This window comes from Pseudomonas sp. 1121_17, assembly GCF_052850745.1.
The window spans coordinates 64073-88325 of record NZ_VXCX01000006.1 but is presented as its reverse complement, the minus strand read 5'-3'; the positions used below and the strand labels follow the sequence as shown (position 1 = coordinate 88325).

Sequence of the window (24253 nt, the reverse complement as noted above, 5' to 3'; positions counted from 1 at the left end):
TTTCCGATCATCCTTTTCACGGCTTTGCACCATTGCATGCTCTGGGGAGCACAGCCTAGTCTTTTCCGGTCGTTGCCATTCTTTGACAGGCCGTCACAATCTTTGGAACACGTGCACCTCCTATGGCGGTTGTACGTGGGGCACCTCACGTGCGTCGAGTTTCTAGAGTTCTCGGTCTGTAACCTGCGTCTGCCCAAGCCAACCTCAGAAGCTGTACTTGAAACTGGTCATCAGATTGCGCGGCGCGCCGTACACGCTATACAACCCGGACTGGCTGTAATACTCGCGATCGAACACGTTATTGATGTTCAGCGCAGCACTGAGGTTGCGGCTGATGTCGTAGCGGGCCATCAGGTTGGTAACCGCATAGCTGCTCTGGCTGAAGGTGTGCAAGTCAGCGCCAACCTTGCTCTGCCAGTTCACCCCGCCGCCAATCGTCAGTTTGTTCAGCGGCCCGTGCAGCCGGTAGCTGGTGAAGGTCTTCACGCTGTTGCGCGGCAGGTTGGTATTGATGCGCTGGTCATCGGCATCGGTGGTGATCGAATAGGCATAGCCGGCGGACGCCTGCCAGCCTTCGGCCAGTTCGCCGTTCAGTTCCAGCTCAATGCCCTTGGATGTGGTGTCCTGCTCGGCGCTGTAGACGTTGTCGTGCTGCCAGATGGCAAGGTTGTCCTGCTCCAGCTTGAACAGCGCAAGGCTTGAGTTGAGCTTGCCGTCGAGGTGCGAGCCTTTGATGCCGATCTCGTAGCCGACGCCTTCCATCGGGTCGAGCGGGTTGTTGTCTTCATCGGTCACCCACGACGCTTGCGGGTTGAAGATCTTGGTGTAGCTGGCATACAGCGACCAGGTCTGATCAAGGTCGTAGACCACCCCGGCATACGGAATGAACACGCCGCTCTCTTTGCGCTTGACCTCGGTCTCGGCGCCGCCGTACGGGCGGTCGGAGGTGTCGCGCTTCCAGTCGATCAGGCGGCTGCCGAGGATCAGGCTGAGGTCTTCGCTGACGCTGAAGCGCGAGGTCAGGTAGGCAGCGTACTGGTCTTCATCGATCGACGACTTGCCGCTCTCGGTGAAGGTGGGCTTGGCCGAGCTGCCGTCCCAGTCGAACAGGTTGTCGATCGCGCCGGCAGGCGAGCCGGCATAGTCATAGCCCCAACCGCCCCAGCCGGGCACGCTTTCCTTGTACTGGGACAAGGTCATCCCGGTGATCAGTTCGTGCTCGCGGCCGAACAGGCTGAACGGGCCGGTGGCGTAGACATCGAGGTTGTCCTGGCGTGGCGTACCGGAGAAGCGCACGGGCAGTTGCGACAGGCCGCTGCCGTCGGTGTTCAAGTCGCCCCTGGCGAAGTTGAACACTTCGTCGAACTTGTTTTCGGCGTGGGTCAGCTCGATCTTGCCGCTCCAGCCGTTGCCCAGTTGCTGTTCGATGGAGGTGAAGAAACTGGTTTGCTCGTGGTCGTTGTAGGACCAGTCCGGGGCGGCGTTGAGCGAGCGCTTGAGGTTGGTGCGCTGGCCGGTGCTGAAGCGCGACGGCAGGCCCGAGCGCAGCGGCGAGTCGACGTCGCTGCGCAGGTAGCTGAAGCCCAGGGTCAGCAGGGTGTCTTCAGTCAGGTCGAACTCGGTGATGCCATAGATCAGCTGCGACTGCGAAGAGTAGCGGTCGATCCAGGCCTTCTCGGTCTTGTAGTCGGCGACGAAGCGGCCGCGGATGTTGCCCGCTTCGGTCAGCGGGCCCGAGACGTCGAAGCCTGTGCCGTAGCGGTCCCAGGTGCCGGCCTCGCCGGTAATGCTGGCCTGCGCATCGGCCGTCGGGCGCTTGCGGATCAGGTTGATGGTCGCCGAAGGGTTGCCCATGCCGCTGATCAAACCGGTGGCGCCGCGGACGATTTCGACGCGGTCGTACATCGCCATGCTCTGCGAGTAGTTGTCCAGACGAGTGTTGGTGGGCACGCCGTCGACCTCGTAGTTCTGGATGGCAAAGCCGCGTGACCAGTACGAGTCGCTCTCGGCGCCGAGGCCGTCGCGCACGACGATGATGCCGGGGGTGGCCTCGAGGGCATCGGTGAGGTTGGTCAGGCGCTGGTCATCGAGGCGCTGGCGGGTCATCACGGTGAGCGACTGCGGGGTTTCCTGCGGGGTCAGGTTGAGGCGGGTCGAGCTGCTGGACGAATAGGTGGTGTAGAGGCCGGTGCCTTCGGTGGTCGAGCCGGGGGCTTTGCCGGAGATGGATACCGCGCTCAGCTCCATCGCGCCGCTGCTGCTGGCTTGCAGGGTGTAGATGCCGTTGGCACTGCGGCTGGCCTCCAGGCCACTGCCGGCAAGCAGCATGGCCAGGCCCTGGTCAACGTCGAAGTTGCCGTGCAGGCCGGCGGTGCTGCGTCCGTCGGTGAGGGTGCTGGGGTAGCTCAGCAGAATATGGGCGGCCTGGCCAAAGCGGCTCAGGGCTGGCGCGAGCGGGCCGGCCGGGATGTCGAAGTCGGCCTGGGCCTGCTCGGCGGCGCTGGCCCAGGTGGGCAGCATCAGCAGCGGTGCGGTGGCGGTCATGCAGGCGATGGCCTGGACCACGGCGCCGGCCAGTTTATGCTTGAGATTCACGCGTTGTTCCCCGATTGAATGATTGTCTGGGGGTTAAGTCTCGCGAGAATCAAAAATGGACCACCCTTGCGCAGATTTTTTTGCGTCAGGCGATGCGTGGCTTCAATGTCACCCAGTACCGGGTGAAATGCTCGACCTCAAGCTGCAGGGTGTTGGCCACGGCGAGGATGACCTTGTCGGTATCGGCCAGCGGAAAGGTGCCGGACACACGTAGCCTGGCCAAAGCGGGATCACAGGTCAGATGGCCACGTCGGTAACGGCTCAGTTCAGCGATGAATTCTGCCAGTGGCTGGTCTTGAGCGACCAGCATGCCCTGGCTCCAGGCAGGGATGGCGAGCGGTTCAGGTTGCCGGCTAACTATGCCGGCTTCGGCGAAGGTGGCTCGCTCGCCGGCTTGCAGGATGATCGGCGGGTGTGCCAGCAGGGCAGGGCTGAATACCAGCTCGCCGCGGTAGACGCTGACCTGAGTAAGACCCGCGCGTTGCCTGACGTTGAACTGCGCCAGTTGCGCCTCAAGCCGACCCTGAGCGGTGTGCACCGACAGCAAACGCCCGGCGCTGGCGTTGCTACGGGTGATCAGCAGCTCGCCGCGCAGCAGTTGTATCCGCCGCTGGTTCTGTTCGGTGGCAACGTTGATCGCCGTGTCAGTGTTCAATTGCAGCTCAGTGTCACCGGCCAGGCTGATGCGCCGTTGTTCGCCGACCCGGCTATGATAATCAGCGCTGAAGTCTTGCACCAGGGCAGTGTCCTTCATGTACCAGGCACTGGCGCCGGCGGCCATCAACACGCTCAGTTGCTTGAGCATGCTGCGTCGCGACGAGTCTGGACGCAATGCCGCCTGGGCCAATCGGCGCTGGCTTGGGTTACGCAGGTCGCCCATGCGCTGGGCGAATGCTTCGGCGCGTTGCCAGGCATGTTCATGCATCGGCTGCGCCTGCCTCCAGGCCATCCACGCGGCGAGGGTTGCCGGGCTGACGTCAGGTTCCTGCAACTCGAAATGCCAGTGCATGGCCTGCTCTGCTATTTCTGCGGCAATCGGCGGCGGGCTGCTGGTCACGGCAGGTCCAGACTGTCATCGAGGACGATGCACAGCGCGCTGGCTTTGATGATGTAGCGCTTGATGGTGGTTACCGAAAGCTTGAGCCGGTCGGCGATCTCGGCGTGGCCGAGGCCATCGACCTGCGACAGCAGAAACACCTCGCGCACCGGCCGCTCCAGGCTTTCGAGCATGGTGTCGAGGGCGATCAAGGTCTCGAGCAGGATTGCCTGGGTTTCCAGGCTTGGCGCAACCGGCTCGGGCATTGCCGCCAGCGCTTCGAGGTAGGCGCGTTCGATTTTCTGCCGACGGTAATGGTTGCAAAGCACGCTCTGCGCCACCTTGGCTAGAAAGGTCCGCGGTGCGTGCAGCGCTGGCAGTTGCTCTGTGGCCAGCAGGCGCATGAAGGTGTCCTGGGCCAGATCCGCTGCGCTGTGCGAGCAACTCAGGCGTTGCCGCAGCCAGCCCGTCAACCAGCTGTGTTGCTGACGGTAGAGCACAGCCACGTTGCACAGGACAGGTTGGGAGGATGGGAGCATGATCTGCAGGCGCCGATTGGAAGTGTCGCAAACGATAATGCTTATCATATATATGGCTCGGGGCGATGCGCAACAGGTGCGAATCGGTTGGCTATTGCAAAGCTACCGGTCACCGCACGACAATAAGAGTCATTACCACTCGCGAAACGTTCTATTGCCATGTCCGCCAATGATGCGTCCCTGCACACCGCCGTCAATGACCTGTATTGCGAGCATCACGGCTGGCTCAATGGCTGGTTGCGCCAGCGCCTGGGCAATGCTTTCGATGCCGCCGATCTGACCCAGGACACCTTCGTGCGCGTGCTCAAGGCGCGCAGCGCCCTGGAGATCCGCGAGCCGCGGCCGTACTTGTCGAGGATCGCCAACGGTTTGCTGATCGACCTGTTTCGGCGCCGTTCGCTGGAACAGTCCTACCTGCAGGCACTGGCCGCCATGCCTGAAGCGCTGCAGCCGTCTCCGGAAGAACAGGCGATCATGCTGCAGGCGTTGGTCGAGATTGACCGCTTGCTGCAAGGCCTGGTGCCCAAGGTCAAACAGGTGCTGATCCTGTCGCAGTTCGACGGCCTGACTTACCCGCAGATCGCCGCGCAGTTGGGTATCAGCCTGCGCAGCGTCAACAAGCATATGGCCAAGGCCATGGAGCACTGCTGCTTGATGCAGATCCAGATGCAGCTGGCATGAGCCTGACCCTCGCTGAACGGCAAGCGATCAGCGCCGCAGCGCGCTGGTACGCAGCGCTGCAATCAGGGGTCGCTACCGACGCCGAGCGGGCGGCCTGGAACGCCTGGCTGGTGGCCGATCCTGTTCACCTGCAGGCCTGGCAGCGCATGACTGCCGTTGCCGAGCAGATGGCCAGCGTGCCAGGTGCGGTGGCGGCACCGGCATTGCGTGGCCTCGAGCGCTCGCGCCGACAGGTGCTGCGCAGCGTCATGATCCTGATGCCTGCTGCGTCACTGGGTTGGCTGAGCTGGCGCAGTGATACGCCGCAGCAGCTGTTTGCCGATTTTCGGACCACGGTTGGTGAGCGTCGCCAGTTTCAGTTGGCGGATGGCAGCAGGCTGTGGCTGAACACCGATTCGGCAGTCAACTTGAGGTACGACGGCAGCCAGCGTCTGCTGGATTTGCTGCAGGGCGAGATTCTGATCAGCACGGCCCCTGACGCTGCGCAGCGGCCGTTCAAAATCCACACCCGTCACGGCGAGGTACTGGCGCTGGGCACGCGCTTCATCGTTCGCACCCACGAGCAGAACGCCGAGGTCGCCGTAATCGAGAAGGCGGTAGAGGTCCGCACGGCCAGCGCTGGCGGAGCCATTCGAGTCGAAGCGGGGCAGCGGCTGGACTTCAATAAACGCTCGTCGGGGGCTGTGCAGCGCAGTGATGCGTCCGTGGGCGCCTGGCAGCAGGGCAGCATCATTGCCGTGGAACGGCCGTTGGCTGAGCTGCTGGCGGATCTGTCACGTTATCGCCGCGGCGTGCTGCGTTGCGATCCGCAGATTGCCCGGATGAAGGTCTCCGGAGCTTTCCCGATCGATGACACCGACCTTGCCCTTACCGCACTGGAAAGTGGTCTGTCGCTGCGGGTCACGCGCTTCAGCCGCTACTGGGTGCATGTCTCGGCAGCGGCCGTGCCCCATTGAAAAAACTTCGCAGGCATGTGCACTTTTTACCGACGCCGTTCGGCTCATCCCCCAATACGTTTATTGAGCAATGTTCAGGGGGAGGGTAGGCATGTCTGCAATGCACAAACGGGGTCATCTGGCGACCGCAATCAGGGCTGGTCTGTTGGCCGCAAGCATGGCCAATGTATGGTCGACGGCAACATTCGCCGCTCCGGCGCAGGAGCAAGGCGCGGCGCGGGCGTTCGCGATTGGCCCGGGCAGCCTAACCGAAGTACTCGGCCGCTTCGCCAGCGCAGCGGGTGCTGCGATCTCTTTTGATGGCCGCCAAACAGCCGGGCTGCAGTCGCCAGGGCTCAATGGGCAGTTCAGCATTGGCGAAGGTTTTGCGCGGATTCTTGCCGGCAGCGGCCTGCAGGCCGAAGCGCAGGCTGACGGCACCTATGTGCTGCGTGCTGCGCCCGCTACTGGTTCGGCAATGGAGCTGGGCGCCACCACCATCAACGGCCAGGTGCTTGGTGCCACTACCGAGAACAGCGGCTCGTATACTACCGGCGCGGTCACCATCGGCAAGGGTGAGCACTCGCTCAAGGAAACACCGCAGTCGGTCACGGTGATGACCCGCAAGCTGCTCGATGACCAGAATCTCAACACCATCGACCAAGTCATGGAAAAGACCCCGGGCATCACCGTGTATGACTCGACCATGGGTGGAAAATACTTTTACTCTCGCGGTTTTCGCATGTCGGGCCAGTACCAGTACGACGGCGTGCCGCTGGACATGGGCAACCTGTACGTGCAGGCCGACAGCTTCAGCAGTGACATGGCCTATTACGACCGGGTCGAAGTCCTGCGCGGCGCCGCCGGCATGATGAAAGGAGCGGGCGGCACCGCCGGTGGCGTCAACTTTGTGCGCAAGCGTGGCCTGGCCGCTGCCCACACCGATGTCACCCTGTCGGGCGGCAGTTGGGACAATTACCGTGGACAGGTCGACACGGGCGGGCCGCTGAATGCGTCTGGCACGCTGCGCGGCAGGGCGGTGATCGCGCAGCAGAGCCGGCATTACTTCACCGATGACGCCAGCCGCAAGGATCAGGTCTATTACGGCGCACTCGATTTCGATCTCGGCCCTGACACTACCCTGGGCCTCGGTATCGCCTATGAAGACGTCGACGCCAATCCATGCTGGGGTGGCGTGCCGCGCTATCGCGATCGCAGTGACCTAAAGCTGAGCCGCTCGACCTGCCTGGACCCTTCGTGGAATACCTGGCGCAGCCAACGCACTACCGTATTCAGTGACCTCAAGCACCAGTTCAATGATGACTGGCAGCTCAAGGTCGCCAGCGTCTATTCAAAAAACACCCAGGATATCAAATACGCTTTCGCCTCCGGCGCTGTTACCCCCGGCGTCGACACCACCGGTATGCTCGGCAGCATGTATGACTACGACCAGGTCGACTATGGTCTGGATGCCTATGTCGATGGCAAGTTCGCAGCGTTTGGCCGGCAGCACGAGTTGGTGTTCGGCGCCAATGCGAGCCGCGCCGACAAGGACGACTTCTATTCGGTCGCGTTTCTGCCGCAACGACAGAATGTATTCAACCCTGACAAGAATATCCCTGAGCCGGATGACAGCTACTTCATCGACAATGCGTCGCGCGGTGGCCCGGTCAAATCGGTTACCAAACAGAAAGGCGTGTACTCGACGCTGCGCCTGAAACTGGCCGATCCGCTGACGCTGGTGGTTGGTGGACGGGTCAGTTGGTACAGCTCTGAGACCGATTCGGAGTTCCTCAACGGCGTTGCCCCACAGTATTCGCGCAGCCGCGAGACCGGCCAGGTGACCCCGTTTGCCGGCGTACTGCTGGACCTCAATGACAACCTGACGGCCTACGCCAGCTACTCGGATATCTTCACCCCGCAAGGCAATTACCGCGATGAAGCCGGCTCGGCGCTCAAACCGTTGGTAGGCCAGAGTTACGAGTTGGGGATCAAGGGCGCCTGGTTCGACGGTCGCCTCAACAGCGCGTTCAACCTGTTCCGCACCCTCCAAAAGGACCAGGCGCAGACGGATTACTTTTCGTCATGCCCGTCTTCCGACGGCTATTGCTATGTCAACGCCGGTAAGGTTCGTGCGCAGGGTTTCGAGGCTGAAATCAGCGGCGAAGTCATCGAGCGCCTGCAACTGATGGCGGGCTATACCTATACCCAGACCAAGACCCTCGACGACATCGACGCCAGCCTCAACGGCGCAGCGTTCAACAGCTACGTGCCGCGGCATGTACTGCGGATGTGGGGTGAATACGCCTTGGGCGGGGCGCTCGAGCGCTTCACGGTTGGGGCGGGGGTGAATGCGCAAAGTGACAATTTCCGCCTTTCGCCTGCCAGCGGCGAGAAAATCACCCAGGCAGGTTACGCGGTCTGGAATGGACGGATCGGTTACCGCATCGATGACACCTGGTCGCTGGCACTGAACGCCAATAACCTGTTCGACAAGCGTTACTATGCAACCATCGGCACCGAGGCGTTCGGCAACTACTACGGTGAGCCGCGCAACTTCATGGCGTCGGTGAAGGCAAGCTTTTGATCAAGGAGGCTGCGTTGATGGATCGGGCCTATTGGCTAGCGCTAGGTGGACGCGCGGCGCAGGATATTTATGCCTGGTCGGCGTTCGTCGCGGCCACGGAGTTTCTCTGGCAGGACGCTGCGCTGGTCAAGGACAGCGATGCCTGGCAGGCGCTGTGGTTTGAACTTGAGGTCGTCAATGCGCTGGCATTGGCCGAGTGGGATGAGCAGGGGCGACCTGGAGACTGGTCGGTGCGCTGGGGTAAGGATTATCAGCAGGATGCGGCTGAGCTGGCGGGGCGGTTGCTAGCGCTGTTGGCGTGATCCGGATTTCGGCATGGGGGCTGCGCGGCAGCACCCAACCATCCAACGGTCTGTTATCAAGGCGCGCCAGTTAGACGCGCAGTTTTGCCTAGAGGGAGAACCTAGCCACCAACTTGCTCATGTCCACCGCCAGGCGCGACAGTTCGGCGCTGGCTGCGGCTGGATGGCGCGAACCGTTCACTCAGTCATCAGCGCAGCCGTTTGCTGGCTGTGCAGCTTTCTCGATGCCTGCAGTGCCACCAGCAGCACTGCACAGGCTGCTACCAAGGCCAGGGCGAATCCAGCGTGGACACCCGCGCTGTCAACGATTCGCCCGGCACCCGCAGCGCCCATAGCCACGCCAACATTCAGCCCAGCCAGCAGCCAGGTCATGCCCTCAGTTACTTGCTGTTCAGGGACCAACCGCTCGATCAGGGTCATCGCCACAATCATGGTGGGTGCGAAGCACAGGCCCGCCACCAGTACTGCGCCCGCCAGGGCAGGGATGCTGCCCGCAAGCATCAGCGGCAGCGTGGTTACGGCAGCAGCGGCTGCACCGATGAGCAACTGTCGATGCAGCGCAAAGTTCGTCTGCAAAACCCCAAACAGCAAGCCGGACGCGCAAGAGCCGAGCGCATAGGCGGCCAGTACCACGCTCGCAGCTGCCGGGCGCTGAAGCTGCTCGGCAAATGCCACGCTGGCGATATCGACGGTGCCGACAATGATGCCCATGCACACCATCAACAGCGTCAGCAGGCGCACGCTGCCCAGGCGGATGACCGAGCATGATGGTGCAGCCAGATTATCGGCAGCAGCAACGCCTGGCTCGGTAGCACGTTGAAGCAGCAGCGCAGTCACGCCAAGCGCCAATACGCTTGCGCTCACCAACAGCGCAGCTTCTGGAAACACCGCCACAGACAAGCCGACCGCAAGCGGTGGCCCGAGGATGAACGTCACTTCGTCAAAGACCGTTTCCAGCGAATACGCCGTTTGCAGGCAGGGCTGGCCGCGATACAGGGCGGTCCAGCGGGCCCGCACCATTGCCGATATGCTTGGCATGAACCCGGCGAGCAGTGCTGCGATGAACAAACACCAGACTGGCGCCTGCCACCTGGCGCTGGCGGCCAGCATCAACAGGCCGACCACGCTGATCGCGGTCGCGACCGGCAACACGCGGCGTTGCCCATGCAGATCAACCAGCCGCGACAGCTGCGGCGAGAGCAGGGCGTAGGTCAGCACAAAGGTCGCCGAGACCAGGCCTGCCAGGGCATAACTGCCGTAGAGCTGGGATAACAGGGTGATGATGCCGATACCGGTCATTGGCAGAGGTAGCCGCGCCAGCAGGCCTGCGGCGGTAAAAGCAGGGCTGCCAGGTGCGGTGAACAGTGCTCGATAGGTGGGGGCCATGGGGATCTCCTGAAATGCCGACTTGCATGTGCATTGCCCATGCAGGGAAAATACATACGCTGTGTATGAAAGTGATCGTATATTCATACGCTGCGTATGTAAATCATCATTCAGGCCTTAGCCAGGAGAACGCAGATGGTTCGTCGCACCCGTGTCGAGATGGAAGAAACCCGCGCAGCCTTGCTCGCCACCGCGCGCAAGGTGTTCACCGAGCGTGGCTATGCCGACACTTCAATGGATGACCTGACCGCCCAGGCGGGCTTTACCCGCGGCGCGCTATATCACCACTTTGGTGACAAGAAAGGGCTTCTGGCGGCGGTAGTCGAGCAGGTCGACAGCGAGGTTGACGCACGGCTGCAGGCCATTTCTGATTCAGCTGAGAATCCGTGGGAAGGCTTCAGCGGTCGCTGCCAGGCCTATCTGCAGATGGCCCTCGAGCCGGAAATCCAGCGCCTTTTGCTGCGGGATGCCCGAGCGGTGCTGGGCCCTGCCTCGGCCGAGGCGCAGCGCCACTGTGTCGAGTCGATGACGGGGTTGATCAATGAACTGATGGCGCAGGGCGTAGTAGCCAAGACCGACTCCGAAGCAATGGCATCGTTGATCTACGGCAGTTTGTCGGAGGCGGCGTTCTGGATCGCGGAGGGCGACCAAGGCTCCCGTCGGCTGGAGCGGGCCAGCGCGGCATTGGAGATGCTGCTGCGCGGTTTGCTGCTTGGAGCATGATCCAAGGATCTCTGGATACTTGCATGAATATGCCTAATGATGCTGTGAAATCGTTTCATTAGTTCGCACACAGCCAGCAACCTAGACTACGTCCTACTTAGTTACGCGATAAAATTGAAGCCCGAGTTGCCCACTGCTGGAAATGTGCGTTCGGGTTTCGGGTTTCATCTCGCTCAACAGGATGTCAGGTTGCGATGAATAACCAGTTTGCCTTTACCCTGAAAAGTCTTCGTTTCGACGAACACTATCAACCCTGCGAAAAGACCCGCATCACCACTAACTTTGCCAATTTGGCGCGCGGCAGTAATCGCCGGGAGAACTTGCGCAATACCCTGCAGATGATCGACAACCGCTTCAATGCCTTGGCCCATTGGGACAACCCGACAGCGGATCGCTACAGCGTCGAGCTGGATATCATTTCGGTTGAAATGGACCTCGGTGCGTCTGACAGCGCGCGCGGCCTGCCATTGATCGAGATATTGAAGGCGACCGTGGTTGATCGCATCACCGGCGAGCGTATCCAGGGCATGGTGGGCAATAACTTCTCCTCCTACGTGCGCGATTACGACTTCAGTGTGCTGTTGTTGCAGCACAACAAAGACGCGTCCGGGTTTGCCGTTCCGGAGAACTTCGGCGAGCTGCATGGCAAGCTGTTCCAGCACTTCGTCAATTCCAGCGCCTACCGCGAAAAGTTCGCCAAACCTCCGGTTATCTGCCTGAGCGTTTCCACCAGCAGGACTTATCAGCGCACTGACAATCATCACTCGGTGTTGGGTATCGAGTACCGCCAGGACGAGTATTCGCTGACCGATGAATACTTCAAACAGATGGGATTGACGGTGCGTTACTTCATGCCGCCCAACAGCGTTGCGCCGCTGGCGTTTTATTTCTCCGGTGATCTGCTGGCCGATTACACAACGCTTGAACTGGTCAGCACCATCAGCACGATGGACACCTTCCAAAAGATCTATCGCCCCGAGATCTACAACGCCAATTCCGTGGCAGGCAAGTCGTACCGGCCAAGCCTGCAACATGAGGATTATTCATTGACCCGCATTGTCTATGACCGTGAAGAGCGCAGTCGGCTGGCGCAAGAACAGGGCCAGTTTGTCGCTGAACACTTCATCAAACCTCACCGCGCTGTTCTCGAACAGTGGGCCGCCAACTACGCGGTTTGAGCCGTTAACAGAATAAGGTTATCAACCGTGAAAAAACTGCTACCCACTTCGACTGCCGGCAGCCTGCCGAAACCTTCCTGGCTGGCCCAGCCCGAAACGCTCTGGTCGCCCTGGAAGCTGCAGGGCGATGAACTGACCGAGGGTAAACAGGATGCTCTGCGTCTGGCGTTGCAAGCGCAGCAATTGGCGGGCATCGATATCGTCAGTGACGGTGAGCAAACCCGCCAGCATTTCGTCACCACGTTCATCGAGCATTTGAGCGGGGTTGATTTCGAAAAGCGCGAAACTGTCAGGATCCGTGACCGTTACGATGCCAGCGTGCCAACCGTCGTCGGCGCTGTTGCACGGACAAGACCGGTGTTTGTCGAAGACGCCAGGTACCTGCGCCAGCTGACCGATGAGCCGATCAAGTGGGCACTGCCGGGCCCCATGACCATGATCGATACGCTTTACGACAGCCATTACAAAAGCCGGGAAAAGCTGGCGTGGGAATTTGCCAAGATCCTCAACCAGGAAGCCAGAGAACTGGAAGCGGCCGGCGTCGACATCATCCAGTTCGACGAACCGGCCTTCAATGTGTTCTTCGACGAAGTCAACGACTGGGGCGTCGCTGCTCTGGAGCGGGCAGTCGAAGGCCTGAAGTGCGAAACTGCGGTGCATATCTGCTACGGCTACGGCATCAAGGCCAACACCGACTGGAAGAAGACCCTCGGCACGCAATGGCGTCAGTACGAAGAGGTGTTTCCGAAACTGCAGAAGTCCAGCATCGACATCATCTCGCTGGAATGCCACAACTCCCATGTGCCAATGGACCTGATCGAGCTGATCCGTGGCAAGAAGGTAATGGTCGGCGCGATCGATGTTGCGAATCACACCATCGAAACGCCCGAAGAGGTGGCCAACACCTTGCGCAAAGCGCTGCAGTTCGTCGATGCCGACAAGCTGTACCCGTGCACCAACTGTGGCATGGCGCCGTTGCCCCGGCAGGTTGCCCAGGGCAAGCTGAGCGCGCTGAGTGCGGGTGCAGAGATCGTTCGCCGAGAGCTCTGAAGCCGCTGCCGGGCCAGTGGCGGGTCTGGCCTACAGATCCGCCAGCGCACCTTTGTACAGCACCGGCCCGGTCGGTTGACCGGTCGGCGAGCCGCCCTTGGGTTCCAGGCTGACTGCCAGCACCACGGCTTTGCCAAGCAGCTCTCTCTGTGCTTGGCCAAGTTCGAGCGTGCTGTTGCCGCTGGCGGCGATCAGGCCAAGCGAAACAGGCTTGCTGCCTTCGGCAATCGCCCACAGTTGCAGGCTTTGCTGTGGGGTGACTGCAGCCAACGCCAGAGCCTGGACTTGCAGGCGTTTTTCAGAGGCCTCAACCTTGAACACCGGCTGCGCACTGTCACTCAGCAGCGTTGCACTGTAGCGATTGTCGTCCTGGTTGTAGATCACCCCGATCAATATCCCCAGCGCCAGCGAACACACCGCCACGCTGATGCGCAGCCAGCTCCAGAACCTGCCTTTGCTCGGTACGGTAACGGGCTGCTGTTCGATGCGTGCCTTGATCCGCTGCCAGACATGTTCTGCAACGGGCGACTCTGGGATAGTCTCGGTCATGCTGGCCAGGCAGGTTTGCCACTGGGCAAGCTCTGCACGCAGCGCCTTGTCCTCAAGCAACAGCCGTTGAAAGCGCCGCTGCGCCAACGCCGGCATCAAACCGACGGCGTAGTCGCCAGCCAAGGCACGGCGCAGGGCAGGGGTTTGATAGTTCATGATTCAAGGCACCTGCGCAGGCGCTCCATACCGCGGCGGATCCACGACTTGACCGAGCCCAATGGAGCTTTAAGGTGGACGGCGAGTTCGGCACAGGACAAACCCTGGAAATACGCGACGGCGATCGACTGGCGTTGCATGCCTTCAAGCGTGTCCAGGCAACGGTTCAGCGCGCCAGCCTCGCGGGCAGTGCTCAATTGCTCATGCGCGGAAGGGCTTTGATCCTCCAGCAGCTGCGCTTCGACATCGGTCAGGGAGCGTTCACGCTGCTTGCGCAGGTGATCCACGGCCTGATTGCGGGTGATGTTGATCATCCAGGTCATTGGCGCGCAAAGGTGCATCTGGTAGCGGGAGGCGTTATGCCAGATGCGCACGAAACTCTCCTGCAGCACGTCTTCAGCCAGATCGCCGCGCCCCATGAAGCGCAGGGCAATCCCGTGCAAGCGCGGGCTGACACTGCGATAGAGCGTTTCGAAGGCACGACGGTCGCCCAGCGCAGTGGATGCCAGGAGCTGCGCCAACTGGTCACTTTCGGCGATTGAGATAGCTGTTCTCCAGGCAATCAGGTTGAGTGATGCGAGGCTTCGATTGCAGTCAGAGAATAGTGTAGGAAATGGGGACGGGCCATTTACTGAGCGGCGCCTGGCCAATACCGCCGCACCTCGTCCGTTGGCGCGGCGGCAGGGCTCAGCCTTTGGGCATCAGGACCTTGTCAATAACCTGGATCACGCCGTTGGACTGGTACACGTCGTAGGTGGTGATGTCGGCCACGTCACCCTTTTCATCCTTGAGGGTGATGTTGTGCGGCCCGTTCATCATCGCCCACAACTTGCCGCCCGCCACGGTGGTCAGTTCGGCTTTGCCGCCGCCCGCCTTGATCTTGGCGGCAAGGGCAGCCATGTCGAGCTTGCCGGCAACGACGTGATAGGTGAGCAGTTTACTCAGGCTGGCCTTGTTTTCCGGTTTCAGCAGCGTATCGACAGTGCCCGCGGGCAATGCCGCGAAGGCTGAGTTGACCGGCGCGAATACGGTGAACGGGCCTTTGCCTTTGAGGGTGTCGACTAGCCCTGCCGCTTTCACTGCGGCGACCAGCGTAGTGTGATCTGCAGAGTTCACCGCGTTGTCGATGATGTCCTTGCTCGGCAACATGCTCTGGCCGCCCACCATGACGCTGTCCTGGTTCATGCTCGCCGCTTGCGCGGTACTGATGGTGAAATTACCGGCGAAGGCGAGCGTCAGCAGGCTGGCGACCAGCTGCGTTTTCAATGCAGTGCGTTTCATGGTGGTGATCCTTGCAGGAGGTATCGGCCAGGAAGGTCTGTCCGTGCTTGATATACGCGCGGGCCGGTGAGTTGGATGCAGTAAGGGCGACTTTTATTTTTTGGGCGGGCGGGGCAAGTGCGGTGTTCTGGCGAGGCGGCTTGCTAAACAGAGGGCTGGCGGTTAACGTCGTTGTCATGAGCACACTGCGCAGCACTTCGACTACCACCACCACGACCACCAGTGACGGGTCGAGGGTGCCTGCGTGAGTTGATCGAACAGCGCCCCCAAAGACCCGCCAGCAATGGATCGGGTCTTTTTTTTTGCCCTGATTTTTATCACTGACGTAAGGATACGAGCATGTATGCACTTCTGATTCTCGACATGCAGGTTGGACTGGTGCATGGGCCGGACAAGCCGTGGCGCATCGGGCAGGTCATCGATAATTTGAACGTGCTCATGGAGCAGGCTCGAGACAAGGGCGCGCCTGTCTTTCTCGCCCGCCATGTGGGGCCAGCAGGGACTGCAATAGAGCCGGGTAGTCCACTGACGCAGATCATCCCGCAGTTGCAGTTGCAGGGTGACGAAGTGATCTTCGAGAAGCGCCGGCCCAGCGCCTTTACCCACACCGATCTAGCCGAGCAACTGCGTGAACATGGCTGTGAAGGCGTGATCGTGACCGGGATGAAAACCCAGTATTGCGTAGACAGCACGTGTCGGGCGGCTCGCGACAGTGGCTTTGATGCAGTGCTGATTGCCGACGGTCATACCTGCTCCGACACCCCCGCGCTCGGTGCCGAGGCCATCGTCGCTCATCACAATGCAACGCTGGCCGGTGCATTTTGCCGCGTGGTGCCCGCTGAGGAGTGGCGCTTCTGAAATCACGCTGATCGGCTCGGCCCGAGTCGATCAGCGTGGGCCTTACAGTTCCAGATCCAATAGCGCCTGGATGGTTTGTCGCCGTCTGATCAGACGAATATCGCCATCCTCGATCAGCACTTCGGGCAACAACGGCCGACTGTTGTAGTTCGACGACATGGAGGCGCCGTAGGCCCCTGCGTCGTGGATCACCAGCAGGTCGCCGACACAGGCCTGGGGCAACAACTGCGCCGCCAGCCCGTGCTCGTCCTGGGTGAAAACATCGCCTGACTCGCACAGCGGCCCAGCCACCTGAGTCAATTGCAACGGGCGCTCGACTGGATTGCCGTCGGCATCCAGCACAGTCATCCGGTGATAACTGCCATACAACGCCGGGCGCAGCAAATCGTTGAAGCCGGCGTCGACCATGATGAAGCGGTTGCCGCCCATCTGCTTGACTGCACGCACCTCGGTCACCAGGTAGCCCGACTCGGCAAGCAAGAACCGCCCGGGCTCGATCTCCATGTGCACCTCATGGCCAAGCATTGTTTCGATCTGGCTTTTAGCCGCCGCCCAGGTCCGGGCATAGCGCTGGATGTCGACCGGGCTGTCACCGTCCCGGTACGGTACCGATAACCCGCCGCCGATGGAGAACGCCTCGATATCCATGTCCAGCCGGTCGACCAACTCGACCATCGCCTGGGCAACCTGCTCCAGGTGCGCATAATCCACACCTGAGCCGATGTGCATGTGCACGCCCACCAGGTGCAGACCGTGGGCGCGGATGCAGTCGAGAGCCTCGCCGAGTTGCTCGTGCCAGATGCCATGCTTGCTGTTTTCGCCGCCGGTGTTGGTCTTGCGGCTGTGGCCGTGGCCGAAGCCCGGGTTGATCCGCAGCCACACCCGGTGCCCGGGGGAGCATTCGCCCAGCTGTCGGAGCATGTCGATCGAGCCCGCATTGACCTCGATGCCCGCTTCGACCACCCGCGCCAGCGTCGCGCGATCCAGCACATCGCTGGTCAGCACCAGCTCTGCTGGCTGCCGATCAAGGGTGGCGCCTGCAGCCAGGGCCCGTTCGATTTCGCCCAGTGATACCGCATCCAGGGCCAGGCCTCGCGCGCGCATCAGGCGCAGGATATGCAGATTCGGGTTGGCTTTTTGCGCATAGCGAACCAGATCGAAGCCTTGCAACTGGTCGATCCTGGCGTTGATGGTGTTTGCGTCGTAGACCCACAACGGCGAGCCATGGCGGCGAACTGCGCTGGCCAGCGAGTGGAATGGGGCGGATTCAGGCATGGGGTAATCCTTGTACGGGAGGTGTCCAAGGTTGTGGTAAGGGGCGTATTTATAAAAATAGCTTTTTATGTGTCAGCAATTCATATCTGATATGGCAATTCTGCTGCGTCGGTGCCGCTGTGAAGCTTACCTTTCGTCATATCGAGATCTTTCGCGCCATCATGGCAGCCGGCAGCGTGACCGGGGCTGCACGCCTGCTGTTCACCTCGCAACCTACCGTCAGCCGTGAGCTGGCGAGGTTCGAACAACTGGTGGGGTTGAGCCTGTTTGACCGCGAAGCAGGGCGCTTGAAGCCGACGGCGCAGGCACTGCTGCTGCTGGAGGAAGTGGAGCGGTCGTACATCGCTCTGGAGCGTATCGATCGCTGCGCCCAGGCCATTCGCAACTTTGAGCAGGGCAGGTTGGCGATCACTTGCCTGCCACTGTTTTCGCAGACGTTACTGCCAGAGGTGTGCCAAAGCTTTCATCAACACTACCCCGGCGTGAGCGTGCGGATCGAAGCGCAAGAGTCGCCACTGCTGGAAGAGTCTCTGATTGCACAACAGCATGACCTTGGGCTTACCGAGGTCGAGCAAACGCCACACGGGACCGTCGCTGAGTTGTTGTTCAGCGCAAGCATGGTCTGCCTATTGCCGGATCAGCACCCGTTGCTCGACAAGCGCCAGCTTGAGCTCAGTGACTTTCACCAGGCTGATTTCATCAACCTCTCCAGCCTGGATACCTATCGCCAGCAGCTGGATCAGCATTTCAGCGCGGCAGGCGTCAACCGGCGCACCGTCATCGAGACGACCAATGCCGCCTCGGTGTGTGCGATGGTCAGGCAAGGGTTGGGCGTAGCGGTCATCAATCCGCTAAGTGGCCTGGACGCTGCGCGCAGTGGCCTGTCGATACGCAGGCTGAGTGTCTGCGTACCCTACAAGGTGATGTTGGTTCGCCCAGACCACCGCCCCGGCTCGGCGGCGGTCGATCGTTTCTGCCAGGCGCTGCGGGCGCAAGCGCGCAAGCTGAGTGATGCCTTGGCTACGGGGCTGTAAATTCACTTTGCCCGTTCCGAGCGCAGCAGCAGGGCCGCGAGTGCGCAGGCCGTAAGCGCCAGGCACGAGACATAGAATGCATCGCTGTAGGCCATCAGGTAGGCCTCGCGGCGGATCGTCCCGGCCAGCCCTTCGAGCAGCTGTTGCTGCTGCAGCAGCCAGCTCTGCATCGGTTGGCCGATACGCTCCTGGAGGGCGGGCGAGAACAGCGTGACATGCTCATGCAAGCGCTCGCTATGCACCCGTTCGCGGCTGGCGACGATCTGCGTCAACCCCGCCGTACCGATGGCCCCGCCGAGGTTGCGCAGCATGGAAAAAACCGCCGAGGCAGAGCCGGCCTGGCGCTTGTCCAGGCCAGCGACGGCCAGCACCGACAACGCCACCATGATGAACGGCTGACCAATGCCGCGCACCACGGTCGAGGGAATGATCACGTTGTTGCCGGCATCGGCGCTCAGCCACGCGCCCAACCAGCAGCCCAGCGCCATGATCAAAAAACCGCTGGCGACCATGAACTTGGCACTGGTCCAGCCCATCAAGCGTGGCATCAGGGGCGCCAGCAGCAGCTGCACCACGCCGTAGGCAATCAGCGCTACGCCGACCTGATGGGCGCTGAAACCCTGCAGCTGCGACAGATAGTTGGGCACCAGAAAGACCAAGCCAAAGGTTGCCGCGCCAAAGATGAACATTGCCGCGCTGGCCACGCCGAAGTTGTAGTGGCCGAGCAGACGCAGATTGATGAAGGCACGTGAGCCAAACAGCTGGGTCGCCACGAACAGCACCAGCGCAATGGCGGCAATCAGGCTGAGGCCGGCAATCAACGGCGAGCTGAACCAGTCCAGGCGGCCGCCTTCTTCCAGCACGATCTGCAGCCCGCCCAGGCCGATGACCATGGCGGCGATGCCCAGCCAGTCGCCTTGGCGCAGGCGCGCCAGTTGCATCGGTTTGGCTTCGATCGACCAAGCGATGGCGAGCAGCAAGGCAATACCCGGCACCAGTTGCAGGTAGAAGATCCAGCGCCACGAAAAGGCGTCGGTGAGCCAGCCGCCCAGCGACGGGCCGGCGGCTTGGGCGACGCTGTTGGCCAGGCTGAACAGGGCCATGCCCATGGCCATCTTGCGCGCCGGTAGCTCGGTGATGATCAGCTGGAACGACAGCGGAATCAGCACCGCGCCAGCCGCGCCCTGAATGACCCGGATAAAGATCATCGTCTCCAGATTGGGTGCCGCCGAGCAGGCTACCGAGGCGAGCAGAAAGATAAACGAACCGGTCCACATCACTCGGCGCAGGGAGAACACTTCGACCAGCCAGGCGGTCAGCGGGATCATCACGATTTCTGCGACCAGATAGGCCGTGGATATCCATGAGCCTTCTTCAAAGCTGGCCCCCAGTGAACCCCGGATCTCGGGCAGCGCCGCGCTGGTGACGTGTACGTTCATGCCGGCCATGAAGCAGCCGAACAGCCCCGCCAGCACTGCCACCCAGGCACGCAACGATACTGATTGCTCAGTACTCATCGGTGCTTGCCCCTGGGCGCGTGTCGACCTGTGTCACAACTGACATGCCGGGCAGGAGCGGCAGATCCGGCAACGGTTGATCGAGCAGGATGCGTACCGGGAAGCGCTGCACGATCTTGGTGAAGTTGCCGGTAGCGTTATCGGACGGGAGCAGCGCGAAGACATTGCCGGAGGCCGGCGACAAGCTCGCTACATGCCCTCGCAGGTCGTGGTCGGAAAAGCTGTCGACCGCGATACGTACCGGCTGGCCCGGGCGCATGTGCTCCAGCTGGGTTTCCTTGTAGTTGGCCACGACGTAGGCCTGCTGCAACGGCACCACTGCCAGCAGCGGCTGGCCTGGCAGCACATATTGCCCGGCGCGAACCCGGCGTTGGCCGACCACTCCGGCGATCGGGGCGCGAATCACGGTGTCTTGTTGATCCTGCTCGGCCTGCTGTTGTTGGGCTTGGGCGCGGGAAAGGGTCGCTTGGCACTGCTTGAGTTCGGCATCGACCTGCGCGGCGCGCAGTTTGGCCATGTTCAGTTGCGATTGCTGTTGCTGCAGTGCAGCCTGGGCGCCTTGCTCGGCCGCTTGCGCCTGGCTGGCCTGGCTGGTGGCGGTTTCCAGCCGTTGCGCGGTGGCGGCGTGGTCACGCACCAGTTCGCGATAACGCTGGATATCGAGCTGGCTGCGGCGTGCTTCGGCCTTGGCGCTGCGCAGGGCGGCCTGCGCCTGGAGGATGGCCTGGCGTTGCAGGGTGATCCGCTCGGCCGCCAGTTGCTGGCTGGCAGCGGCTGCGAGCAGTGCCGCCTGCGCCTGGGCAACTCCGGCCCGTGCCTGATCAAGGCGAGCGTTGTAGTCGCGATCGTGCAGGCGTACCAGCACGTCTCCGGCCTGGACCGGTTGGTCGTCTTCGACTTCAACAGCCGCCACATTGCCCGCCACGCGCGAACTCAGCGCCAACCAGTCAGCCTTGATGTAGGCGTCATCGGTGCTCTGCAGATAGCGGCCTGTGGCCCACCAATAACTGGCCAGCGCCAGCAGCGCGACCACGGTCACGGCGAGCGCTACCGTCAGCGCCAGGCGCCGCCGGGTTGTGGTTTTAATGCGCTGCTCGGCAGCGTTGGGCACGGTGGGTTGTACGGCACTGTTCATGGTTGGGTTCCGGTTTTACTGATGGATGCCTGCCAGCGGCCGCCGAGGGCGCGCAACAGGTTGATCTGGGCCTGGGCGAGACGACCTTGGGCGTCGACCTGGCGAGCGCGCAGGCCTATCAGCTCGCGTTCGCTGTCAAGCAACGCCAGGCCATCAAGGGCGCCGGCGCGGTAACTGAAGTCGGCCAACGCATGCGCTCGTTGACCGTGCTCCAGCGCGGCGGTAACGGCCAGCAGGCTTTGCCGCTCACCGTCGAAGCGAGCGAGGGCCTGGCGCACATCCTTCAATGCGGCCAGCGCGACGCCTTGGTAATGAGCCCGTTGGGCCTGCTGCAAGGCTTCGGCCTTGCGCACTCGGGCGCGGTTGGCGCGCACGTTGGGGAACTGCCAGGTGATCAGCGGGCCGATGCCGAACATCACCGCGCGGCTGTCGCCGAGGTGACCGAGGTGTTGGTCGGCAGCCGTCAGCGAAGCGCCAAAGCTGACCTTGGGGTAGAGGTCGGCAGTGACGATCTCGATGCCCAGCCCGGCGGCGCGCAGCTCACGCTCGGCCTGGCGCACATCCGGGCGGCGTTCCAGCAACTGCCAGCCATCGCCGAGCGGCAGCGCAGCCGCCAGCGTGGGCGGGCTGTCGCAGGTTATGGCCTCTGCCGGCGCAGCCTGGCCGCTGAGCATGTTCAGCTCATACACGGCCATCTGCCGGTGCGCTTCGAGCAACGGTAGTTCGGCGCGCAGCTGCTCTCGCAGTGCGAGCAGGCGCTCACGGTCCAGCTCGGTGGCGATGCCCGCTTGCTGCTGGCGTTGGCTGAGTTGCACGCTGTGCTCAAGGCTGTGCAGGGATTGCCTGGTCTGCTTCAGACGGGCGCTGTAGGTGCAGTGCTGGACGTAGGCGCGGCTGGTTTGAGTGACGACATTCAGGCGCACCAGGTCCAGTGCGGCGGCGCTGGCGTCGGCCTGCACCGCGGCGCGCTCGATGGCAGCGCGTACCTGCCCCCAGATATCGACCTGATAGGCAAGCTCGATACCCGGATTGAGTTGCCACTGCGCCGAGGCGTGGCTGTCGGTGGCTTTGGCCAGGGTCTGATCATCAGCAGTTTTACCGTAGGTAGCTGCCAGGCCAAGTGCAGTGGCGGGCCAGCGTTGGGCGTCGAACTCGGCAATGCCCGCCAGCATCGCCTGTACGTTGGCTTTGGCCTGGGCCAGGTCCTGATTACGCGCCAGGGCGCGCTGTACCCAGCGGTCAAGTTGCGGATCATTGAACAGCCGCCACCAGTCCTCGGGCAGGGCCTGCCTGCTGGTACCGATGGGCACGCTGGCCAGGGCATCAATCTGCAAGGGTGGCGGCGCGGGCACAGGTTGCCGGGTGCAGGCAGTCAGCGCACAGAGCATGGCCAAGGCAAGCCGGGTAGGGCGGGGGGAGGATTGGCGTAAAGGCATCACAAATGTCGCATCAGGGGCTGTGATGCGAGGTTACTCAGCGCGCCCGCTGCGCCGCTGCCGCAAGCGCGCCAACCATGCGTGCAAACGGGACAACCTGCTGGCTAGTCGCTGCTGCCCAGCAGGCGCAACTGCCAATCGCTCGGCGCCTGACCGAGCGTGCGCTTGAACATGGCCGCAAAGGCGCTGGCGCTTTCGTAACCGTGCTCCAGCGCCACCGTCAGGATCGGCTTGCCCTCGGCGAGCTTCTGCTGGCTGAGCATGACCCGCGCGCGAGTCCGCCATTCGCCATAGGACATGCCCACTTCCCGCTGAAACAACCGCGCCACGCTGCGGGCACTGAGGTTGAGCTGCGTGCCGCATTGCTCCAGGGTGAGGTCTTGGGCCGGGTTGTCGAGAAAGCGCTCGCACCACGCTCGCAGCCGCGCATGCTGCGGCATCGCTACGAAGGCATCGAGGTGGGCCGCGTTGGCCAGTTCGTGTTTGATCAGGGCGCGGATGTGCTCGCCGTCCTGCCGGTCAGGCAAGTGTGACGCGGCCAGAATCAATTCGCGCAGCAAGCCGGAAACGACGATCACCTGACAGCGGTCGATGTGCGCTTCAAGCAGCAGCGTGCGCATGCGCACCTGGCCTTGCATGGCGATCGCGTGGTTGACCCCGGCCGGTACCCACAGGGCATGCCCGCCGGGGATGACGTAGTTACCGCCGTCACTGCTGACACGCATGATGCCGCTGGCGGCGTAGATCAGCTGGTCTTCGCCGTGGCAGTGATGGGCAACGTGCTCGCCGTGTTGATAATCCCTTCCCAGCGTTTGCATGGATCGCTCCGTTTGACGGGATCTGATTATACCGTTGGCTGGTGGCGATTTATTGCAACATGTTACCGTTAGGAGATTTATTCTGCTTAGATGTTGCTTTTTTAGAGAGTTTATCGGTTGTTGTTTGCTTTTTATCGCAATTAGCGTGCGCTTGTTCCTGTTTGCGATTGCAGCTATTTCACAGCCAGCAAGGTGTAACACATCGGCACCTGCAGCTCGTTGCTCTCATAAACGTCATAGAGCTCTTCGCGGTTCGAGTGCGGGTACTCGGTAAACGCCTGCAGTTGCAGCGACGCTTGCAGCACAGCGGTAACGATGTCGCTCATGCGGTGGATGTGCCAATACGACGTCACCCCATTCGCCTCACCCTGGCCCTCATAAACAATGGCCTTGTCCTCAACCACCGGCTCGGTCTGGAAGTAGCTGCCGCTGATGAGCCAGGGGTCGTTGGACTCAGGTTCGAGCATCTCCAGAAACGGGTGAGTTTCGTAAATGGCCAGCGTCCCGCCCGGCTTAAGCGTGCTGGCGGCGTGGCGGAAGAACGCAGATAGATCGGGCATCCAGTTGAGCACGCCGATGGTGATCAGCACCACATCGAAGCGCGCGGTCACCGAGGCTGGTAGCTGGTGGATGTCGGCTTCGATGAACTCGACAGCGTGGGGCGACCTTGCGGCGAGTTCATGGGCTTGCTGCAGGAATGCGGCGGACTGATCGACGCCCACCACATGCTCGGCGCCTAGCGCATACAGCGAGAGCGCTTCGCGGCCATTGTTGCAGCCCAACTGCAGTACCTGTTTGCCGCGAAGGTCTACCTGCTTGAGCAGCGCCGTGAGTGTCGGGTCCAGGCATGAGAACTGCGCATGGGCAGCCTCCGCCAACAAGCTCTGCCAGGTGGCACTGTGGCGATGCGCATCGGCAGAGGCGTTCCAGGCATCGCGGTTGCTTTCGATCATGTGCTTGAACGACGGCATATTGGGCTTCACTCCATGAAGATGCCGGTGATCAGGCCGGCTGATTGCCTAGTGAGCACTTAGGGTAAGGCTTAGTGCAAGCAACAAACTCACTGGCTGGCGAATACATCGATATTTTTGTGAAGTACAAACCGACGTACTAACTGCCTTAGGCCTGCGATGAGCAAGTCGACGCTGAGCGCAGAAGCGTTACGCCACTGACGAGGGCTGC

Annotated in this window: 22 protein-coding genes; 9 read left to right on the top strand and 13 right to left on the bottom strand. The window is 61.8% G+C overall.

Features of this window, described 5'->3' with window-relative positions:
- Positions 1-204: 204 nt before the first annotated feature.
- The 3 genes from FW789_RS13580 to FW789_RS13570 form a co-directional block, all read right to left on the bottom strand.
- Positions 205-2544: a TonB-dependent siderophore receptor gene (locus FW789_RS13580; RefSeq protein ID WP_446431637.1), complete on the bottom strand. Its 2340-nt coding sequence runs from the start codon at positions 2542-2544 to the stop codon at positions 205-207.
- A 136-nt stretch (positions 2545-2680) separates the two neighbouring features.
- Entirely contained in the window at positions 2681-3652 is a 972-nt protein-coding gene (locus tag FW789_RS13575) for a FecR domain-containing protein (protein ID WP_446431587.1), read from the bottom strand.
- Complete coding sequence (locus FW789_RS13570; protein ID WP_446431586.1) at positions 3649-4170, bottom strand: sigma-70 family RNA polymerase sigma factor; 522 nt, start codon at positions 4168-4170, stop codon at positions 3649-3651. Before FW789_RS13570 ends, FW789_RS13575 begins: the two co-directional genes overlap by 4 nt.
- 159 nt (positions 4171-4329) lie before the next feature.
- On the opposite strand from FW789_RS13570, the gene FW789_RS13565 reads away from it, so the two are divergent.
- The 4 genes from FW789_RS13565 to FW789_RS13550 all read left to right on the top strand — a co-directional run bounded on the left by FW789_RS13565 (position 4330) and on the right by FW789_RS13550 (position 8675).
- The gene (locus FW789_RS13565) at positions 4330-4851 is read left to right on the top strand and encodes a sigma-70 family RNA polymerase sigma factor (RefSeq protein WP_446431585.1); all 522 of its coding nucleotides are present in this window, start codon (positions 4330-4332) and stop codon (positions 4849-4851) included.
- The gene (locus tag FW789_RS13560; protein WP_446431584.1) at positions 4848-5807 is read left to right on the top strand and encodes a FecR domain-containing protein; all 960 of its coding nucleotides are present in this window, start codon (positions 4848-4850) and stop codon (positions 5805-5807) included. Before FW789_RS13565 ends, FW789_RS13560 begins: the two co-directional genes overlap by 4 nt.
- Before the next feature lie 91 nt (positions 5808-5898).
- A complete protein-coding gene (locus FW789_RS13555; protein ID WP_446431583.1) occupies positions 5899-8373 on the top strand; it encodes a TonB-dependent siderophore receptor in 2475 nt (824 codons plus the stop codon).
- A gap of 14 nt (positions 8374-8387) precedes the next feature.
- A complete protein-coding gene (locus tag FW789_RS13550; protein ID WP_371411608.1) occupies positions 8388-8675 on the top strand; it encodes a hypothetical protein in 288 nt (95 codons plus the stop codon).
- A gap of 177 nt (positions 8676-8852) precedes the next feature.
- On the opposite strand, the gene FW789_RS13545 is transcribed toward FW789_RS13550, so the two are convergent.
- Complete coding sequence (locus tag FW789_RS13545; protein ID WP_446431582.1) at positions 8853-10061, bottom strand: MFS transporter; 1209 nt, start codon at positions 10059-10061, stop codon at positions 8853-8855.
- A gap of 135 nt (positions 10062-10196) precedes the next feature.
- On the opposite strand from FW789_RS13545, the gene FW789_RS13540 reads away from it, so the two are divergent.
- From FW789_RS13540 to FW789_RS13530, 3 genes are all read left to right on the top strand, one after another.
- A complete protein-coding gene (locus FW789_RS13540; RefSeq protein WP_446431581.1) occupies positions 10197-10784 on the top strand; it encodes a TetR/AcrR family transcriptional regulator in 588 nt (195 codons plus the stop codon).
- A 194-nt stretch (positions 10785-10978) separates the two neighbouring features.
- Positions 10979-11962, top strand: a complete 984-nt coding sequence (locus FW789_RS13535) for a DUF1852 domain-containing protein (protein WP_446431580.1) — start codon at positions 10979-10981, stop codon at positions 11960-11962.
- Positions 11963-11989: 27 nt separating this feature from the next.
- Positions 11990-13012 carry a methionine synthase gene (locus FW789_RS13530; protein WP_411561850.1) on the top strand — a complete coding sequence of 341 codons (1023 nt, stop codon included), beginning with the start codon at positions 11990-11992 and terminating at the stop codon, positions 13010-13012.
- A 30-nt stretch (positions 13013-13042) separates the two neighbouring features.
- On the opposite strand, the gene FW789_RS13525 is transcribed toward FW789_RS13530, so the two are convergent.
- The 3 genes from FW789_RS13525 to FW789_RS13515 all read right to left on the bottom strand — a co-directional run bounded on the left by FW789_RS13525 (position 13043) and on the right by FW789_RS13515 (position 14998).
- The gene (locus FW789_RS13525) at positions 13043-13717 is read right to left on the bottom strand and encodes an anti-sigma factor (RefSeq protein WP_446431579.1); all 675 of its coding nucleotides are present in this window, start codon (positions 13715-13717) and stop codon (positions 13043-13045) included.
- Positions 13714-14283 carry a sigma-70 family RNA polymerase sigma factor gene (locus FW789_RS13520; RefSeq protein ID WP_446431636.1) on the bottom strand — a complete coding sequence of 190 codons (570 nt, stop codon included), beginning with the start codon at positions 14281-14283 and terminating at the stop codon, positions 13714-13716. Before FW789_RS13520 ends, FW789_RS13525 begins: the two co-directional genes overlap by 4 nt.
- A 121-nt stretch (positions 14284-14404) precedes the next feature.
- Positions 14405-14998, bottom strand: a complete 594-nt coding sequence (locus FW789_RS13515) for a fasciclin domain-containing protein (protein ID WP_181108367.1) — start codon at positions 14996-14998, stop codon at positions 14405-14407.
- Between the two features lie 339 nt (positions 14999-15337).
- Between FW789_RS13515 and FW789_RS13510 the strand changes: the two genes are divergently transcribed.
- On the top strand, positions 15338-15856 hold the full coding sequence (locus FW789_RS13510) for a cysteine hydrolase family protein (protein WP_186699768.1): 519 nt from the start codon (positions 15338-15340) through the stop codon (positions 15854-15856).
- A gap of 42 nt (positions 15857-15898) precedes the next feature.
- On the opposite strand, the gene lysA is transcribed toward FW789_RS13510, so the two are convergent.
- Complete coding sequence (gene lysA, locus FW789_RS13505; protein ID WP_446431578.1) at positions 15899-17131, bottom strand: diaminopimelate decarboxylase; 1233 nt, start codon at positions 17129-17131, stop codon at positions 15899-15901.
- A 119-nt stretch (positions 17132-17250) separates the two neighbouring features.
- On the opposite strand from lysA, the gene FW789_RS13500 reads away from it, so the two are divergent.
- Complete coding sequence (locus FW789_RS13500; RefSeq protein ID WP_446431577.1) at positions 17251-18165, top strand: LysR family transcriptional regulator; 915 nt, start codon at positions 17251-17253, stop codon at positions 18163-18165.
- Between the two features lie 2 nt (positions 18166-18167).
- Here the strand turns inward: FW789_RS13500 and FW789_RS13495 are convergent, their stop codons facing one another.
- From FW789_RS13495 to FW789_RS13475, 5 genes are all read right to left on the bottom strand, one after another.
- The gene (locus tag FW789_RS13495; protein WP_103436990.1) at positions 18168-19682 is read right to left on the bottom strand and encodes a DHA2 family efflux MFS transporter permease subunit; all 1515 of its coding nucleotides are present in this window, start codon (positions 19680-19682) and stop codon (positions 18168-18170) included.
- Complete coding sequence (locus tag FW789_RS13490; protein ID WP_446431576.1) at positions 19672-20817, bottom strand: HlyD family secretion protein; 1146 nt, start codon at positions 20815-20817, stop codon at positions 19672-19674. The genes FW789_RS13495 and FW789_RS13490 overlap by 11 nt, the downstream gene beginning before the upstream one ends.
- The gene (locus tag FW789_RS13485) at positions 20814-22253 is read right to left on the bottom strand and encodes an efflux transporter outer membrane subunit (protein WP_446431575.1); all 1440 of its coding nucleotides are present in this window, start codon (positions 22251-22253) and stop codon (positions 20814-20816) included. Before FW789_RS13485 ends, FW789_RS13490 begins: the two co-directional genes overlap by 4 nt.
- Before the next feature lie 104 nt (positions 22254-22357).
- Entirely contained in the window at positions 22358-23071 is a 714-nt protein-coding gene (locus FW789_RS13480; protein ID WP_446431574.1) for an AraC family transcriptional regulator, read from the bottom strand.
- A 173-nt stretch (positions 23072-23244) separates the two neighbouring features.
- A complete protein-coding gene (locus tag FW789_RS13475) occupies positions 23245-24042 on the bottom strand; it encodes a class I SAM-dependent methyltransferase (protein WP_411561841.1) in 798 nt (265 codons plus the stop codon).
- Positions 24043-24253: the final 211 nt, after the last annotated feature.